At 62.7% G+C, this 16105-nt stretch carries 13 protein-coding genes; 5 read left to right on the top strand and 8 right to left on the bottom strand.

The window, feature by feature from the left end; genetic code table 11:
• Positions 1-129: 129 nt before the first annotated feature.
• Together HMPREF9695_RS07410 and guaB are read right to left on the bottom strand one after the other, a co-directional pair.
• Positions 130-753, bottom strand: coding sequence for a hypothetical protein (locus HMPREF9695_RS07410; RefSeq protein WP_041711996.1), 624 nt, complete (start codon positions 751-753; stop codon positions 130-132).
• Positions 754-920: 167 nt separating this feature from the next.
• Positions 921-2417, bottom strand: a complete 1497-nt coding sequence (gene guaB, locus HMPREF9695_RS07405; protein ID WP_006020209.1) for an IMP dehydrogenase — start codon at positions 2415-2417, stop codon at positions 921-923.
• Between the two features lie 328 nt (positions 2418-2745).
• Here guaB and HMPREF9695_RS07400 point away from each other — a divergent pair, with 328 nt between their 5' ends.
• On the top strand, positions 2746-4209 hold the full coding sequence (locus HMPREF9695_RS07400) for a DHA2 family efflux MFS transporter permease subunit (protein WP_006020208.1): 1464 nt from the start codon (positions 2746-2748) through the stop codon (positions 4207-4209).
• Positions 4210-4212: 3 nt separating this feature from the next.
• On the opposite strand, the gene HMPREF9695_RS07395 is transcribed toward HMPREF9695_RS07400, so the two are convergent.
• Together HMPREF9695_RS07395 and HMPREF9695_RS07390 are read right to left on the bottom strand one after the other, a co-directional pair.
• Entirely contained in the window at positions 4213-4911 is a 699-nt protein-coding gene (locus HMPREF9695_RS07395; RefSeq protein ID WP_006020207.1) for an RlmE family RNA methyltransferase, read from the bottom strand.
• Between the two features lie 136 nt (positions 4912-5047).
• The gene (locus tag HMPREF9695_RS07390; protein WP_006020206.1) at positions 5048-6121 is read right to left on the bottom strand and encodes a Ppx/GppA phosphatase family protein; all 1074 of its coding nucleotides are present in this window, start codon (positions 6119-6121) and stop codon (positions 5048-5050) included.
• Between the two features lie 364 nt (positions 6122-6485).
• On the opposite strand from HMPREF9695_RS07390, the gene HMPREF9695_RS07385 reads away from it, so the two are divergent.
• A complete protein-coding gene (locus tag HMPREF9695_RS07385) occupies positions 6486-8864 on the top strand; it encodes a xanthine dehydrogenase family protein molybdopterin-binding subunit (protein WP_006020205.1) in 2379 nt (792 codons plus the stop codon).
• Positions 8865-8941: 77 nt separating this feature from the next.
• Entirely contained in the window at positions 8942-9091 is a 150-nt protein-coding gene (locus HMPREF9695_RS26770; RefSeq protein ID WP_157223916.1) for a hypothetical protein, read from the top strand.
• Positions 9092-10018: 927 nt separating this feature from the next.
• Here the strand turns inward: HMPREF9695_RS26770 and HMPREF9695_RS07380 are convergent.
• On the bottom strand, positions 10019-10816 hold the full coding sequence (locus HMPREF9695_RS07380) for a hotdog fold domain-containing protein (protein WP_006020203.1): 798 nt from the start codon (positions 10814-10816) through the stop codon (positions 10019-10021).
• A gap of 161 nt (positions 10817-10977) precedes the next feature.
• On the opposite strand from HMPREF9695_RS07380, the gene HMPREF9695_RS07375 reads away from it, so the two are divergent.
• Positions 10978-11445 (top strand): YaiI/YqxD family protein, encoded by a 468-nt coding sequence (locus tag HMPREF9695_RS07375; RefSeq protein WP_006020202.1) that lies wholly within the window; start codon positions 10978-10980, stop codon positions 11443-11445.
• Positions 11446-11460: 15 nt separating this feature from the next.
• Entirely contained in the window at positions 11461-13281 is a 1821-nt protein-coding gene (locus HMPREF9695_RS07370; protein WP_006020201.1) for an ABC-F family ATP-binding cassette domain-containing protein, read from the top strand.
• On the opposite strand, the gene HMPREF9695_RS07365 is transcribed toward HMPREF9695_RS07370, so the two are convergent.
• From HMPREF9695_RS07365 to HMPREF9695_RS07355, 3 genes are read right to left on the bottom strand one after another with little or no spacing between them, the layout of a single operon-like run.
• A complete protein-coding gene (locus tag HMPREF9695_RS07365; RefSeq protein ID WP_006020200.1) occupies positions 13278-14492 on the bottom strand; it encodes a BaiN/RdsA family NAD(P)/FAD-dependent oxidoreductase in 1215 nt (404 codons plus the stop codon). The two genes, HMPREF9695_RS07370 and HMPREF9695_RS07365, sit on opposite strands and share 4 nt — an antisense overlap.
• Before the next feature lie 5 nt (positions 14493-14497).
• The gene (locus HMPREF9695_RS07360; RefSeq protein WP_006020199.1) at positions 14498-15430 is read right to left on the bottom strand and encodes an SDR family NAD(P)-dependent oxidoreductase; all 933 of its coding nucleotides are present in this window, start codon (positions 15428-15430) and stop codon (positions 14498-14500) included.
• Positions 15431-15463: 33 nt separating this feature from the next.
• Positions 15464-15928, bottom strand: a complete 465-nt coding sequence (locus tag HMPREF9695_RS07355; RefSeq protein WP_006020198.1) for a MaoC family dehydratase — start codon at positions 15926-15928, stop codon at positions 15464-15466.
• Between the last annotated feature and the right edge of the window lie 177 nt (positions 15929-16105).

The following is a 16105-nucleotide window of genomic DNA, read 5'->3' as shown; positions in this document are numbered from 1 at the left end:
TGAACGTGAGTGTTATTTAGCCGAGAGAACCACGCATGGCCATGTCGCCACGCGCGGGCGGAGCGGCATGGCATCCATGCCGCTCATTTTCGTTTAAAACAGAAAAAATGGTCAGTGACGCGAGCGCCGTCAGGCCGCCAGCTTCGCCAGCGCCTTGTCGAACGCCTCCGCAGCGCTCGGCAAGTCCTTGAAGGACAGGCCGCTGTCCGCGGGCTGCTTCTGCTTGTCCGTGGCCGTCGGGCGAATTTCGGCGACCGGCTTGCCGCCGTCGAGAAATGCCTGCGGCGCGATCACATGGAATTCATGATCTTCCGCCGGTGCGTCCTTGAGGAGAAACACCCCGAGATAGGCCGTGCTCTCGCCGCGGCGATAGGAGATATAGCGCTCGATCGCGACCGAGCCGTCGCGCTGCATGCCGCCGAGCTTGGCGTAGCCTTTCGAGTCCAGCAGCCGGTGCGCCTTGAAGCCTTTCACGCCTTCCGACTTCGCTTTCGCGGTCTCCTCGGATAGGTCGTATTTGGCCGCCATCTGCTTGCCGACTTCGGCAAGCTGTTCCGACACCGAGTGCTCGAACTCCTTTAGCTCCGAGCGCGGCTTCGATGCCTTGCGCGGCTTGGCGGCGTTGCGCTTCTCAAGCTCCGCCTTGCACTTATCGGCAACATCCGCGACCGACCTGCGCTCAGCGTTAACCAGCAGGTTCTTCAGATCCTGATCGGAGAGCGCGGTAATCCTGTCGTCTGTCCAGTCAACCATAGTGTTCTTCTTTTCTGAAATGTTGGACGCATTGCGGCCGAACCCGGCCGGTTCAATAAGGGAGGGATGTGCTTGAACGAGCGCGGCCATATTGCGCGAAGCAACACGGATGCCGCGCCAGTGTACGCGTTTTGACAGGCCGTTGAGGCCGAAATTGGACGGGCTTTTTAGCTGCCGCCCGGATAGTTCGGGCTTTCGCGGGTGATGGTGACGTCGTGGACGTGGCTTTCGCGCAGGCCCGCGCCGGTGATGCGGACGAATTCCGCCTTGGCGTGGAAGTCCTCGATATCCTTCGCACCGACATAACCCATCGCGGCGCGCAGGCCGCCGGCGAGCTGATGGAGCACGTTGGCGACTGGGCCCTTGTAAGGCACCTGCCCTTCGATGCCTTCCGGCACGAGCTTGAGCGTGTCCTTGATATCCTGCTGGAAGTAGCGATCGGCGGAGCCGCGTGCCATCGCACCGACAGAGCCCATGCCGCGATAGGCCTTGTAGGAACGGCCCTGCCAAAGGAACACTTCGCCCGGCGTCTCGTCGGTACCGGCCAGCAGCGAGCCGACCATCGCAACGTCCGCGCCGGCGGCAAGCGCCTTGGCTAGATCGCCGGAATACTTGATGCCGCCGTCGGCGATCACCGGAATGTTCGCCTTCTTCGCAGCTTCCACCGCATCCATAATCGCGGTGAGCTGCGGCACTCCGACGCCGGCGACAATACGCGTGGTGCAGATCGAACCCGGCCCGATGCCGACCTTGATCGCATCCGCGCCGGAATCGATCAGCGCCTGCGTTCCCTCGGTGGTTGCGACGTTACCTGCGACAACCTGAACGGCGTTCGACAGCCGCTTGATGCGGTTGACTGCCTCCAGCACCCGCATGGAATGACCATGCGCGGTGTCGACAACGATAACGTCCACACCCGCCTCGATCAGCTTTTCGGTGCGCTCGAAGCCGCCATCGCCAACGGTGGTTGCGGCAGCAACCCGGAGGCGGCCCTGCGCATCCTTCGACGCGAGCGGATAAGCCACCGCCTTTTCCATGTCCTTGACCGTGATGAGACCGACGCAGCGATACTGGTCATCGACCACCAGCAGCTTTTCGATACGGTTCTGATGCAGCATCTTCTTGGCTTCAGTCTGGCTGACGCCTTCCCTGACCGTGATGAGGTTCTGATGCGTCATCAGTTCCGAAACCTTCTGCTCCGGATCGGTTGCAAAGCGCACGTCGCGGTTGGTCAGAATGCCGACCAGCTTGCCCGGCTGGCCGTTGCCGCCGCCGGTCACAACAGGAACACCGGAAATGCCGTGATCCTTCATCAGCGTCAGCGCATCGACCAGCTTGGCATCAGGTCCGATGGTGAGCGGGTTCACCACCATGCCGGATTCGTATTTCTTGACCTGACGAACCTGCGCGGCCTGGCCGTCCGGATCGAAGTTGCGGTGAAGCACGCCGATACCGCCCGATTGCGCCATCGCGATCGCCATCGCAGCTTCGGTGACGGTGTCCATCGCCGAGGCAATGATCGGAATGTTGAGCGGAATGGCGCGGGTCAGGTGGGTTCGGACATCGGCGTCGGACGGCATGATGTCAGACAAACCGGGTTTCAGCAGCACATCGTCGAATGTGAATGCTTCGCGAATACCCTGACCCGATTGCGTGATTGCCATTGCCAACTCCGTTCGGCAGCCCGTGGCTGCGGTAAAAACCTCTGGATGTGCAAAATCGAGCGGTCCGCTAACGCGTCGCTCGAATCGAAGCCCATCAGTGGGGTTGGCGGTGGTCGATAGCACGCCCCCATGACGTTTCAAAGCATTTCGCTCGAAAATCAGAGGTTTTTACGCATGGGACATCTGCAATAGCCCCTCTGGCAACAGGCTTTCCCGGAACGGGTCACCTCACAGCGAGTTTATTGACCCCGCCCCTCAGGACTGGCCTAACAGGGGTCATTCTCTTTTCGCCCGTCTTTTCTTGAAATCCTTCCACACAGCAGAGCCGATGCAGAAGGAACGCCTGATACCGCTGATCGTGGCCTGCGCGCTGTTCATGGAAAACATGGACTCGACGGTGATCGCGACCTCGCTGCCGGCCATCGCCGCCGACATCGGCACCAGCCCGCTGACATTGAAACTCGCGATCACATCCTACCTGCTCTCGCTCGCCGTTTTCATTCCCGCAAGCGGCTGGACTGCCGATCGCTTCGGCGCGCGCGCCGTGTTCAGCATCGCCATCGGCGTATTCATGGTCGGCTCGATCGGCTGCGCCCTGTCGACGTCGGTCACCGATTTCGTCATCGCGCGCATCATCCAGGGCATCGGCGGGGCGATGATGACGCCGGTCGGGCGGCTGGTGCTGCTGCGCTCCATCGACAAGAGTGCGCTGGTCAACGCGATGGCGTGGGTCACGGTGCCCGCGCTGATCGGCCCCGTGATCGGGCCACCGCTCGGCGGTTTCATCACCACGTATTTCTCGTGGCACTGGATCTTCCTGATCAACATTCCGATCGGGTTGCTCGGCATCTGGATGGCGCTGAAGTACATCGATCCTATCAAGAGCGAGAATCCCGAACGCTTTGACGTGGTCGGGCTGGTTCTTGCGGGATTGGGGGTTGCCGGTCTCGCCTTCGGGCTGTCGGTCGCCGGTCTCGGCCTGCTGCCATGGCAAATCGTCGTCGGATTGATCGTGGGCGGCGCGATAAGCATGGGTCTCTATCTGTATCACGCCAAGCGCACCGCATCGCCGGTGCTGGACTTCACCCTGATCAAGCACTCGACCCTGCGCGCCAGTCTCACCGGCGGCTTCATGTATCGCCTTGGCATCGGCGCACTGCCGTTCCTGCTGCCGCTCCTGATGCAGGTCGGTTTCGGTCTGTCGCCGTTCAAGTCGGGTCTGGTGACATTCGCCTCCGCGGTCGGCGCGCTCGGCATGAAGACTCTTGCCGCGCGGATCATCCGCACCTTCGGCTTCCGCAACATCATGGTCATCAACGCGGTGGTGAGTTCGTTCTTTCTCGCCGCCTGCGCCCTGTTCACGCCATCGACGCCGCTGCTGCTGATCATGATCATTCTGGTGGTCGGTGGCTTTTTCCGCTCGCTGCAATTCACCGCGATCAACACCATGGCCTACGCAGAAGTCACCCCCGGCGAAATGAGCCGCGCGACGACGCTTGTCAGCGTCAACCAGCAGCTTGCGATTTCAGCGGGCGTCGCGGTCGGCGCGTTCGCAGTTGAGGCGACGATGACGGCGAACCACTCCGTGGAACTCAGTGCGGGCGATTTCTGGCCGGCGTTCCTGATCGTCGCCGTGCTGTCGGCGCTGTCGGCGTATTCGTTCTGGAAATTGCCCGAGGATGCAGGCCACGAAATTTCGGGCCATCGGGCGCCAGTGGAGGAGACCCCGCAAGCTGCGGAAGCCGCCGCGGCGGAGCAAACCCATGACGCTCGCGACCAGAAGCTGGGTTAATCGCTAAGACGATTCGTTCTGCGCATTGTCGCCGCGAAATCCCAGCGCCAGCACATAGCGCTCGGATGAATCCTGCCGGCTGGCAGCAGGCTTCACATGCTTCACAGTCTTGAAATCGCGTTTGAGCTGCGCCACCAGGTCCGCCTCTGCGCCGCTCTGAAAGACCTTCGCCAGAAAAGTCCCGCCGGGATTGAGGATTTCGCAGGCGAACGCAGCAGCGTTCTCGACCAGGCCGATGATACGCAACTGATCGGTCTTGCGGTGACCGGTGGTGTTGGCGGCCATGTCCGACATCACGACATCCGCGCCGCCGCCGATCATTGCGCGCAGCTTCTCGGGCGCGCGATCGTCGAGGAAATCCATTTGTGCGAACGCCACACCCGGAAGTTCCGGCATCTCCAGAAGATCGATGGCGATAACCTTGCCCCTGCCCTCCATCGCGCCGACGCGTTTCGCAGCGATCTGGCTCCATCCGCCGGGCGCTGCGCCGAGATCGACCACCACCTGCCCTTGTTTGAGGAAGCGCTGCTTGTCGTCGATCTCGCGCAACTTGTACGCGGCGCGCGAGCGGAAGCCGTCGCGCTTGGCCTGCACGACATACGGATCGTTGAGCTGACGTTCCAGCCAGAGTTTCGACGACAGCTTGCGCTTGCCGCCGCTCTTCACTGTGACATGCAGCCGTCCGGTGGTGTCTTTCGCCATGAGACTTGGTTTCCAGCGGCATGATCCCCGAAAAGTGGGAACCGGTTTTCGGAAAGGATCATGCCGAACAAAAAGCAGATGCGCTCACGCACCCCTTACGACGTTTCAGCCGCGCCGTCACGGCATCTGAACGGATTTAGCAGGCCAGGATCGCGCCGTCGGCCCGCATCATTTCCACCAGCATGCCTTCGCGCAGGCCGCGGTCGGCGACGCGCAGGCGCGGCAGCGGGAACGCCTTGCGGATGGCGTCGAGAATGGCACAACCCGCAAGCACGAGATCGGCCCGTTCGGTGCCGATGCACGCATTGCGCGCGCGGTCCTGATAGGTCATGTCGAGAAGCCGCGCGATCGCGTGGTCCATGTCGGCATCGTTCATCCACAAACCGTCGACCTTGCGCCGGTCGTAGTGGGAAAGACCGAGATGGATGCCTGCAACCGTCGTCACGGTACCGGACGTGCCAAGCAGGTGCATGCCGGACAGATCGTGGCCGTGGCTGGCTGCGAAGGGCGCAAGATGCTGCGCGACTTCATCGACCATCGCGCCATAGGATTCGCGGCTGACATGGGTGCCGCCGAAGCGCTCCGCGAGCGTGACCACGCCGAGCGGCAGTGAAATCCACGGTCCCTTCAAGGGAGGCGCATGCGGCTCGCCCGCCGGGCGCTCGATCCGCACCACTTCGGTCGAGCCGCCGCCGATGTCGAACAGGATTGCGCCCTTCGCACGGGGGTCGAGCAGCGGCGAACAGCCGATCACCGCGAGCGTCGATTCCGTCTCGCGGTCGATAACTTCAAGCTTGATGCCGGTCTCGCGCTCGATCAGGTCGAGGAATGCGTCGGCGTTGTCGGCGGCGCGGCAGGCTTCGGTCGCGATGGTGCGCAGCCGCTTCGCGCCCCTGGCGCGGATCTTGTCGCCGCAGACGCTCAGCGCACCGACCGCGCGGGAAATGGCTGCATCGCTGATCCGGCCCGTGGTCGAGATGCCCTCCCCCAACCGGATGATACGCGAGAACGAGTCGATCACGCGGAAGCCGTCGTTCGAGACGCGCGCAATCAGCAGACGGCAATTGTTGGTGCCGAGATCGAGGGCGGCATAGGCCGCGGGGCCGCCATGAACGCGGAGATGTCCGCGGCCATGCGCCTCCTCCGAAACCGGTACTGGCGGGCTGACGGACGGTTCGCGACCGTCGTGCAACCGCACGTCTTCGTTCATAGCTAGTGTCCCGTATCCGACGTTCGATTCACCCCGCAGCACCTCCCGAACGAACGTCGGATACGAAAGGACACTAGCAAGTTATAATTCCAGTGATCCTATGGTTCTGACATTCGTAAAGTGCCGGGTGAGACGGGATACGAATGTCAGAACCGGATCACTGGTCCATCTCTGCGGCGTGAGCGTCACGCCACGGCAATCCTGTTCAAATAAAGTTTAACAGCGTACGTGCCCGGCGCAACCGCAGCATACCCGATCACGCATTGTGGCTGGGATTCAGGCGTCTTAAGTTTAACGCGCAGCCCACACCCCACGGCCGGAGTGCGATTTTCGTCGCCGGACCGTGATTTTCAGCGGATTTTTCATGCTCGATCACCCCTCCCGCGTCTCTTCCGACAACGATATCGCACTGCAAAAATTCGGCGTGGGGCAGCCCGTCCGGCGCAAGGAGGACGATACGCTGGTGCGGGGCAAGGGAACCTACACCGACGACATCAGCCTGCCGGGCCAGGCCTATGCCTGGATCGTCCGCAGCACCCACGCCCACGGCATCATCAAGGGCATCGATGTGGAGGCCGCCCGCGCCATGCCCGGCGTGCTCGGCGTGTGGACCGGCAAGGACCTCGCCGCGGCCGGCTACAATCCCTTCACCGTCGGCCTGCCGATGAAGAACCGTGACGGCTCACCGCTGCTGCAAACCAACCGGCTGCCGCTGATGACCGACAAGGTGCGCTTTGTCGGCGATCCGGTTGCGTTCGTCGTCGCGGAAACGCTGGCGCAGGCGCGCGACGCCGGAGAAGCGGTCGTGGTCGATATCGAGCCGCTGCCGTCCGTCACCAGCGCGGAAGACGCCGCAAAGCCCGGTGCGCCGCTGCTCTACGACCACATCCCCAGCAACGTCGTGCTCGATTATCATGCCGGCGACGACGCGGCGCTCGATGCCGCATTCGCACGCGCGGCCCATGTCACCCGCCTTGACATCGTCAACACGCGCCTCGCCGTGGTTGCGATGGAGCCGCGCGCGGCGCTCGCCAGCTACGACAAAAAGAGCCAGCGCTTCACCATCGAAATCCCAACGCAGGGCGTCGCCGGCAACCGCACGTCGCTGGCGAAAACCCTGAATGTTCCGAACGACAAGGTTCATCTGCGCACGCATCATGTCGGCGGATCGTTCGGCATGAAGAACGCGAACTATCCCGAATACATCTGCATCCTGCATGCCGCCCGTGAGCTCGGCCGCGCGGTGAAATGGACGGACGAGCGCTCGACCAGCTTTCTCTCCGACAGTCACGGCCGCGCGCAGGACGTGCATTGCGAACTCGCCCTTGCTGCTGACGGCGCATTCCTCGGCGTGCGCGTGCGCGGCTTCGGCAATCTCGGCGCCTACATCACCGGCGTCGCGCCGCTTCCGCTGTCGCTCAACATCGCCAAGAATATCAACAGCGTCTATCGCATGCCGCTGATCGGCGTCGACATCAAGTGCGTGCTGACCAACACGACGCTCATGGGCGCCTATCGCGGCGCGGGCCGCCCGGAAGCCAACTACTTCATGGAGCGGCTGATCGACCGCGCCGCGGAAGAAATGGGCATCGATCGCCTTGCGATGCGCAAGCGCAACTTTATCAAGCCCGCACAGATCCCCTACGCGGCCGCGAACGGCCTGACCTACGACAGCGGCGACTTCCCCGGCGTCTTCAGCAAGGCCGTCGAACAGGCTGATGTCGCAGGCTTCGCCAAACGCAGGAAGGAAAGCCGCAAGCGCGGCAAGCTGCGCGGCATCGCCGTCGGCTCCTATCTCGAGATCACCGCGCCGCCGAGCGCGGAGCTCGGCAAGATCGTGTTTGAAGCCGACGGGACGGTCAGGCTCATCACCGGCACCCTCGACTACGGCCAGGGCCATGCCACGCCATTCGCGCAGGTGCTTGCCGCGCAGCTTGGCGTGCCGTTCGACGCCATCAAGCTGACGCAGGGCGACAGCGACATCGTTCACACCGGCAACGGCACCGGCGGCTCGCGCTCGATCACCGCCAGCGGCGCCGCGATCGTCGCCTCTTCGAGGCTGGTCATCGAGAAAGGCAAGCGGGCGGCTGCCCATGTGCTGGAGGCTTCCGAAGGCGACATGGAATTCGCCAACGGGCGCTTCACGATTGCCGGCACCGACCGCGGCATAGGCATCATGGAACTGGCGGCAAAGCTGCGGAATTCGAAAATGCCGGAGGGCGTGCCCTCCTCGCTCGACGTCGACCACACCGTGCAGGGCGTGCCCTCCACATTCCCCAACGGCTGCCACGTCGCCGAGGTCGAAGTCGATCCAGACACCGGCAACGTGCAGATCGTCCGATACAGCGGCGTCAACGATTTCGGCACCGTGGTCAATCCGATGATCGTCGCCGGGCAAATTCACGGCGGCGTCGCGCAGGGTATCGGTCAGGCGCTGATGGAATGCGTGACCTATGATGATAACGGCCAGCCGGTGACAGGCTCGTTCATGGATTACGCCCTGCCACGCGCCGGCGATATTCCGTCAATGACATTGGGCAGCCACCCCTCGCCGGCGACCTCGAACCCGCTTGGCACCAAGGGCTGCGGCGAAGCGGGCTGCGCCGGAAGCCTCGCGACCATCGTCAACGCCGTGCTCGATGCATTGTCAGATGAAGGCGTGACCAGCATCGACATGCCGCTGACATCGGAAAAGGTCTGGCGCGCGATTCAGGATGGGCGGAAAGCGAAGAAGTCAGCGTGAGACGGCGTTCCACTACCGTACTCAGATATTAAGTCGTCATTCCGGGATGCGCCGAAGGCGCAGGCCCGGAATCCATGATGATGCGGGCATCCGGTGAGTGGCCATGGATTCCGGGTTCGCGCGAAGCCGCGCGCCCCGGAATGACGGCGGAGAATGTCGAGCGCTTCAACACATTCGATGTCGTCCCCGCGACAGCGGGGACCAATAACCACCGCATATCGTGGTGATGCAGGGACACGATCAAGCAGAGCGATACAGCTGTTGTTTCTGTCATTCCGGGGCGCGCCTCTTCGCGCGAACCCGGAATCCATTTCTCCAACACCGCGATGGATTCCGGGCTCGCGCAACGCGCGCCCCGGAATGACGGCGGATATTATCGCGCAGATGGCTGCACCATTTCGTGATGGGGATACGCATCCCCGTGCTTTGAACCGCGCTTAAGTTCACTGCGTCCTGGTCGTGAGGGGCGCTTCTCGAGGGCGCTTTGAAGCGGAGCAGGATGCGGCGCCTGCGCGCGTGTTTCGCACACACGCGTCCGGGAGGCTGGGGTCACCGTCCGGGCCAACTATGTGGCTCTGCCGTTCGCCGGCTGGACGCGGAGCGGACGAAGGCGGCGAAAGCCGTCCGGATCAGGGGTCGAGTAACCTCCCCCGTCCGCACCCGGAAGTACGGTCCCCTCACCCAAAATCGCCGCAATGGAGCGCCGCAAGGCGATGCGCTTTCGGACCTCACATCGCTTCGCACGCGATGCCGGAAGCGAGACGATACAAAGGTGCGCCTCGCGGCGCTCCATGCCCCTCGTTGTTTGGGGCAACTAACAGATCAACTCGCGCGATCAGGCGCGAGAACGAATGCGCACGCCTTTCGTTGGCGCGAATGGGGCAAGCCCGACACGCGCATGCTGTTTGAAAATTAAATCGGAAAAGCCGAAGTGACGTAAGCTGTCACATCACACTCCACGTCGTCCCCGCGCAGGCGGGGACCCGTAACCACCACAGGCCGTGGTGACAGCGAGAAGATTGCTCGAGCATTTCCCTCAAGTCGATGACTTAAAGAATATGGGTCCCCGCCTGCGCGGGGACGACGTCGAGAGAGACTACGCGATGCCTGATAGATGCCTGATGATCCGCGAACCCACGCAAGAATGAACGAACCTACGCCGCCATGGTCTCGCGCGGCTGGTAGATCGCGATATGCTGGCAATGTGCGATCGGCGTCTTGCCGTTCGCAACGATGAGGCCATCGAGCTCGACGAACTTGTGGCCCTTGCGATCGTAGTTGCCGGTGACTTTCGCGCGCACCGTGAGTTCGTCCTCAACCGCCGCCGTCGCCAGATAACGGATCGTGCTGCCGACATGAATCCACGGGCCCAGGATGGCATTCTCCATCAGCGCCCAGTTCATGGTCCGCAGCAGCATGCCGGTGTGAACGATCTTCTCGTTTCCATAAAGCGGATCGGTCTCACGCACGTCGCGCAGATAGTCGGCTGAACCCTGCACGCCCAGCGTGAACGGCGGAATGGAAAGCCACTTGCCGGTCGCGTAGGACGTCTCGCTGGCGGGAGCGGTCTTGCCGACAACCGCAGCGCTCTGGAAATCGCCGAGCGAAATTTTCGGTGTATCGGATGGCATCGATGCGGTCCCGGTGGCGCACAACTCGCCGCGGCTCTCGATCTTGATGGCAAGACCGCCGTCGATCTCTTCCGCCGTCACAACCGCCGTCTCGCCGTCGTAGACCGGCTTGAAGAACCGGCCATCCATCAGACCGCGTTCCAAAAACGCCCTGCCCCATTTCGCCACCGGCATGTGGGTCATGTAGGCGAACACATCGACGCCGGGCACCAGTCCGCCCTGGAATCCAAAGCGGCGCGCGACCTGATCGTCGTGCATCTTGTTTTCGGAGTTTTTGGCCAGATTGTAGGCGTTGACGCTGTAGGGCTTGAGCGCGGTCATCAGTTTCCTCGGTTTCGCTGCGTTTCTTGGCCAAATCGTACGCGAAGCTCGCCCGAAGACAAGCTGTTCCAATGCATGCCTTGCAGTCGACATCCCCGGCCTTCCACTCGCCATTTTCACGCCGTTGGGTTACCAGCAGCACAAACCTGAACGGAATAGCCTTGACCCACACGACCCGCATCTATGTCGACGCCGACGCCTGCCCGGTAAAGGACGAGATTTACCGCGTAGCAGAGCGGCACGGGCTGCCCGTCAGCGTGGTCGCAGGTAATTTCATCCGCGTGCCGAACCATCCGCTGATCGAGCGGGTTGCGGCAGGTTCGGGGATGGATGCCGCCGACGACTGGATTGCGGAACGCGCGCAAAAAGGCGATATCGTCGTCACGTCGGACATCCCGCTGGCGGCGCGCTGCGTCAAGGCCGGGGCCGACGTGATCGCCCCGAACGGCAAGCCGTTCTCCGAAGAATCCATCGGCATGACACTGGCGGTGCGCAACCTGATGACCGACCTGCGCTCCAGCGGCGAAGTCACCGGCGGGCCGCGTTCGTTCTCGCCGCGCGACCGCTCGGCGTTCCTGTCGGCCCTCGACCAGACCATCCGCCGCATCCAGCGCGCGCAACAGAAGTAAGAGCACCCCGACGATATGGCGCCTCCCCTCATCCAGTTGAAAGACATCGCGCTGACCTTCGGCGGCACGCCGCTTCTGTCCGGCGTCGAGCTTGCCGTCTCGGCCGGCGAGCGCGTCTGCCTGATCGGCCGCAACGGTTCGGGCAAATCGACGCTGCTGAAGATCGTCGCGGGTCTTGTGGAAGCCGATCGCGGCAGCCGGTTCGTGCAGCCCGGCGCGACCATCCGCTATCTGCCGCAGGAGCCGGACTTCGACGGCTTCAAAACCACGCTGGCCTATGTCGAAGCGGGAATGAATCCCGGCGACGACCATTATCAGGCGCAGTATCTCCTTGAGCAACTGGGCCTGACCGGCACGGAAGATCCGGCCAATCTCTCCGGCGGCGAAGCGCGCCGCGCGGCGCTGGCGCGCGTGCTGGCGCCCTCGCCAGACATCCTGCTGCTCGATGAGCCGACCAACCACCTCGACCTCACCACCATCGAGTGGTTAGAGGGCGAACTCGCCAGCCGCCGCAGCGCGCTGGTGATCATCAGCCATGATCGGCGCTTCCTCTCAAATCTTTCGCGCGCCACCGTCTGGCTTGACCGGGGCCAGACCCGCCGCATCGAGAAGGGATTCAGCGCATTCGAGGAATGGCGTGACGAGGTGCTGGCGGAAGAAGAGCGCGACCAGCACAAGCTTGATCGCAAGATTGTCATGGAAGAACACTGGCTGCGTTATGGCGTCTCAGGACGCCGAAAGCGCAACGTCAAGCGCCTTGGCAACCTGTTCGAACTCCGGCAGCAGCGCCGCGACTATCGCGGCACCGCCGGCAAGGCGAACCTCGCCGCTGCGGAAGCCGAAACTTCCGGCAAGCTGGTGATCGAAGCCAGGCACATCGGCAAGTCCTACGGCGAGCGCAAGATCGTCGATGATTTCTCCACCCGCGTCACGCGCGGCGATCGTATCGGCATCATCGGCCCCAACGGCGCCGGCAAGACCACGCTGATCGGGCTTCTGACCGGCGGCGATGCGCCGGACACCGGCACCATCCGCCTCGGCGCCAATATCGAGATGGCGACGCTGGATCAGCATCGCGAAAGCCTCGATCCGAAAACCACGCTGGCCGATGCGCTCACAGGCGGGCGCGGCGACAGCATCATGGTCAATGGCACGCCCAAGCACGTCATCGGCTATATGAAAGACTTCCTTTTCGCCAGCGAGCAGGCGCGCACCCCGCTTGAAGTCCTGTCAGGCGGTGAGCGCGGGCGGCTGATGCTGGCGCGCGCGCTGGCAAAGCCTTCGAATCTGCTGGTGCTGGACGAACCCACGAACGACCTCGATCTCGAAACGCTCGACGTTCTGGAGGAAATGCTCAGCGACTATCAGGGCACCGTCATTCTCGTCAGCCATGACCGCGATTTCCTCGACCGCGTCGTGACATCCGTGATTGCGCCCGAAGGCAACGGCAAATGGGTCGAGTATGCCGGCGGCTATTCCGATATGCTGGCGCAGCGCGGCGCGGACTTGCAGGAAAAGAACATCAAGGCGGTGGCCGCCGAAACGTCAAAATCCGCAAAAAGCGCTGCCAACGCACCGGCGACGTCATCGAAGCGCCGCCTCAGCTTCAATGACAAGCACGCACTGGAAACATTGCCGAAGACGATGGCCAAGCTGCAGGCCGAGATCGCAAAGCAGCAGAAGCTGCTGGACGATCCCGAGCTCTATGCGAAAGATCGCAAGGCATTCGATGCCGCGTCCGCCGCAATCGCCAAGGCGCATGGCGAACTCGACGCCGCCGAGGAAAAGTGGCTGGAGCTTGAAATGTTGCGCGAGGAAATCGAAAGCGGCGTTTAGCGCTTCAGATAGTTCAGCGCACCCCGTCCGGCAGCAGCGCCTGTCGCGAAACACGCCTGCAACAGATAGCCGCCGGTCGGCGCTTCCCAGTCCAGCATTTCGCCGGCGACAAAGACGCCGGGCATTTTTCGCAGCATGAACTGCGCATCGATCTCGTTCAAGGCAATCCCACCTGCGGTTGAAATCGCGCGATCAAGCGGTGCGACGCCGGTGAGCTTGACGGGAACAGCATCGATCAAGGCGGCGAGCGCTTCGGAATCCATCACCGACAGTTTCAGTCCGCCCGCAATCGCAGCCTCCTGCAAAAGACCAATGGCGACCGGCGGAAGACCTGTGACCTTTCGCAGATAAGTCGACATCGACTGCTTCTGCCGCGGCGCGCTGACGCGTGCGATCAGATCGTGTTTCGCAAGATCGGGCCGCAATGCGACGTGGAGCACGACCTCGCCATGCGCAAGCACCGCATCGCGCAACGGCGCCGACAGCGCATAGATCGCGCCGCCTTCAATGCCGTCGCGTGTAATCGTCGCTTCGCCGCGCACAGTCTCTCCGCCGAAGGACAATGCAACGCTTTTCAGGGGCTGCCCCTCAAAGCGGTCGCGAAACAAATCCGACCATCCAACGCAGAAGCCGCAATTGGCAGACCGCAGCGGCGCGATCTCAATGCCCTTCGCCTTGAACGAATCGATCCAGCCACCATCTGCGCCTAACTTGGGCCAGCTTGCGCCGCCGAGCGCAATCACCGTCGCGTCGGGCTCAAGTGACGTCCGACCTGCCGGGGTCTCGAACTGCAGCCCGCCATTCGCGCTCCATCCCGTCCAGCGATGGCGAAACGCCAACTGCACGCCGGACTGATCGAGACGCCGCAGCCATGCGCGCAGTAACGGCGATGCTTTCATCGCTTGCGGAAACACCCGCCCGCTCGATCCCACAAATGTCGGCTGGCCGAGAGTATCGCTCCATGCGCGGAGCGCCGTAGGCGCAAACGCTTCGATGGCCGGGCGCAGATGCGGGGCGGCTTCGCGATAGCGCCCGAGAAACGCGTCGAGCGGTTCGCTGTGGGTGAGATTGAGGCCGCCGCGCCCGGCCAGCAGGAACTTGCGGCCGACCGACGGCATGCGATCATAGACGGTGACGTGCGCACCGCCTGCGCTCAAAACTTCAGCCGCCATCAGCCCCGCAGGACCGGCACCGATGACGGCGATATTCAAGACGCTTACCCGCCCATCGACGGCAGCTTGATACCGGCTGCCTTCGCGGCCTGCTCTACATATTTGAAGGTCTGGAAGAACGCGCCGCCAAGATCACGCGCGGTGGACATGTCGCCGATCTTCGCGAAGTTCGCGGCGATGGCATCAGGCGTCCACTGATCCTGCGGAAGGTTGAGGCCTTCGGTCTCGACCACCTTGATGACTGCGAAAGAACCTGCGCCAGCGCCCATGATGGTGCGGGTGGGTGCGTCTTCGCTCAGCAGATAAAGCACCGCAGGCGTAATCGATTCCGGCTTCATCAGAGCAAGGATTTCCGGCCCGATCAGGCCTTCGGTCATGCGCGTTGCTGCTGTCGGAGAGATGGTGTTGACCTTGATGTTGGTCTTGCGGCCTTCCTCGGCAAGCACATTCATCAGACCGACCATGCCGGCTTTGGCGGCGGCGTAGTTCGCCTGACCGAAATTGCCGAACAGGCCCGACGACGAGGTGGTGAGAACGATGCGGCCATAGTTGCGCTCGCGCATGCCGTCCCACACTGCCTTGCAGCAGTTGTAGGTGCCGGTCAGATGCACGGCGATCACCTTGGCGAAATCTTCCGGCTCCATCTTGCTAAACGATTTGTCGCGCAGGATGCCCGCGTTGGCGACCATGAGATCGACGCCGCCCCACTTCATCGCGGCGCGTGCGACCATTTCCTTGACCTGCTCGAAGTTCGAGACGTCTGCGCCGTCCGCCATCGCCTCGCCGCCAGCCTTGCGGATTTCCTCGACGACCGCTTCAGCCGGGCTGACCGAACCGCCACTGCCGTCGCGGGCCGCACCCATGTCATTGACGACGACCTTAGCGCCAAGCTTGGCCAATCCCAGCGCGTGCGCGCGTCCGAGGCCTGCACCTGCGCCGGTGACTACCGCAACGCGTCCGTCGAATCTGATTGCCATGATCGTCCCTTAAAGTTTGGCGAAAGAAATGCGTTATGCGAAGAAGTGCATTCCGAGCCAGTCCGCGACCAGCGCAGGCTTGGGCTCACCCTCGATTTCAAGCGTCGTGTTGGTGCGTGCCAGCAGTTCTTTCGGCGACTTCATGGTCGCCTCCGCCAGCACGAACCGCGCGCGCACACGCTTGCCGGCGCGGACGGGCGTGAGAAACCGGATCTTGTCGAAACCGTAATTGATCGACATCGCCGCGCCATTCAGCGTCGGCATGGTTGCATAGGCGAGCTTCGGCAGCACCGACAGAGAGAGAAATCCGTGCGCGATGGTCCCGCCAAACGGCGTCTCGCGCTTTGCCCGCTCCGGGTCGATATGAATGAACTGAAAGTCTTCGGTCGCATCGGCGAATGCGTCGATCTGTTTCTGATCGATGGTATGCCACTCCGAAACACCGAGCTCCGTGCCCACAAGCTTCAGGTAGTCTTCAAGATTCATCGCTGCGCCCACGAACCATCTCCCGGCTGAAATTCGAATTGCGTTCGCACATTCCACAGATCAGCCGTCCGGCCAAGCGAAATTTGCTGACCAGCACGGTTGCATGAGCGGCATTCGCTCTCGCTGAGGGCGACCATGGATGCCGTTTCAAACACGTTATGAGATGGAGCCGGGACGGAAAGCCGCCCG

Origin of the sequence: Afipia broomeae ATCC 49717 (assembly GCF_000314675.2) — a bacterium.
In the GTDB taxonomy this organism is placed as follows: Bacteria; Pseudomonadota; Alphaproteobacteria; order Rhizobiales; family Xanthobacteraceae; genus Afipia; species Afipia broomeae.
This window is presented reverse-complemented; position numbering and strand designations above follow the sequence as displayed.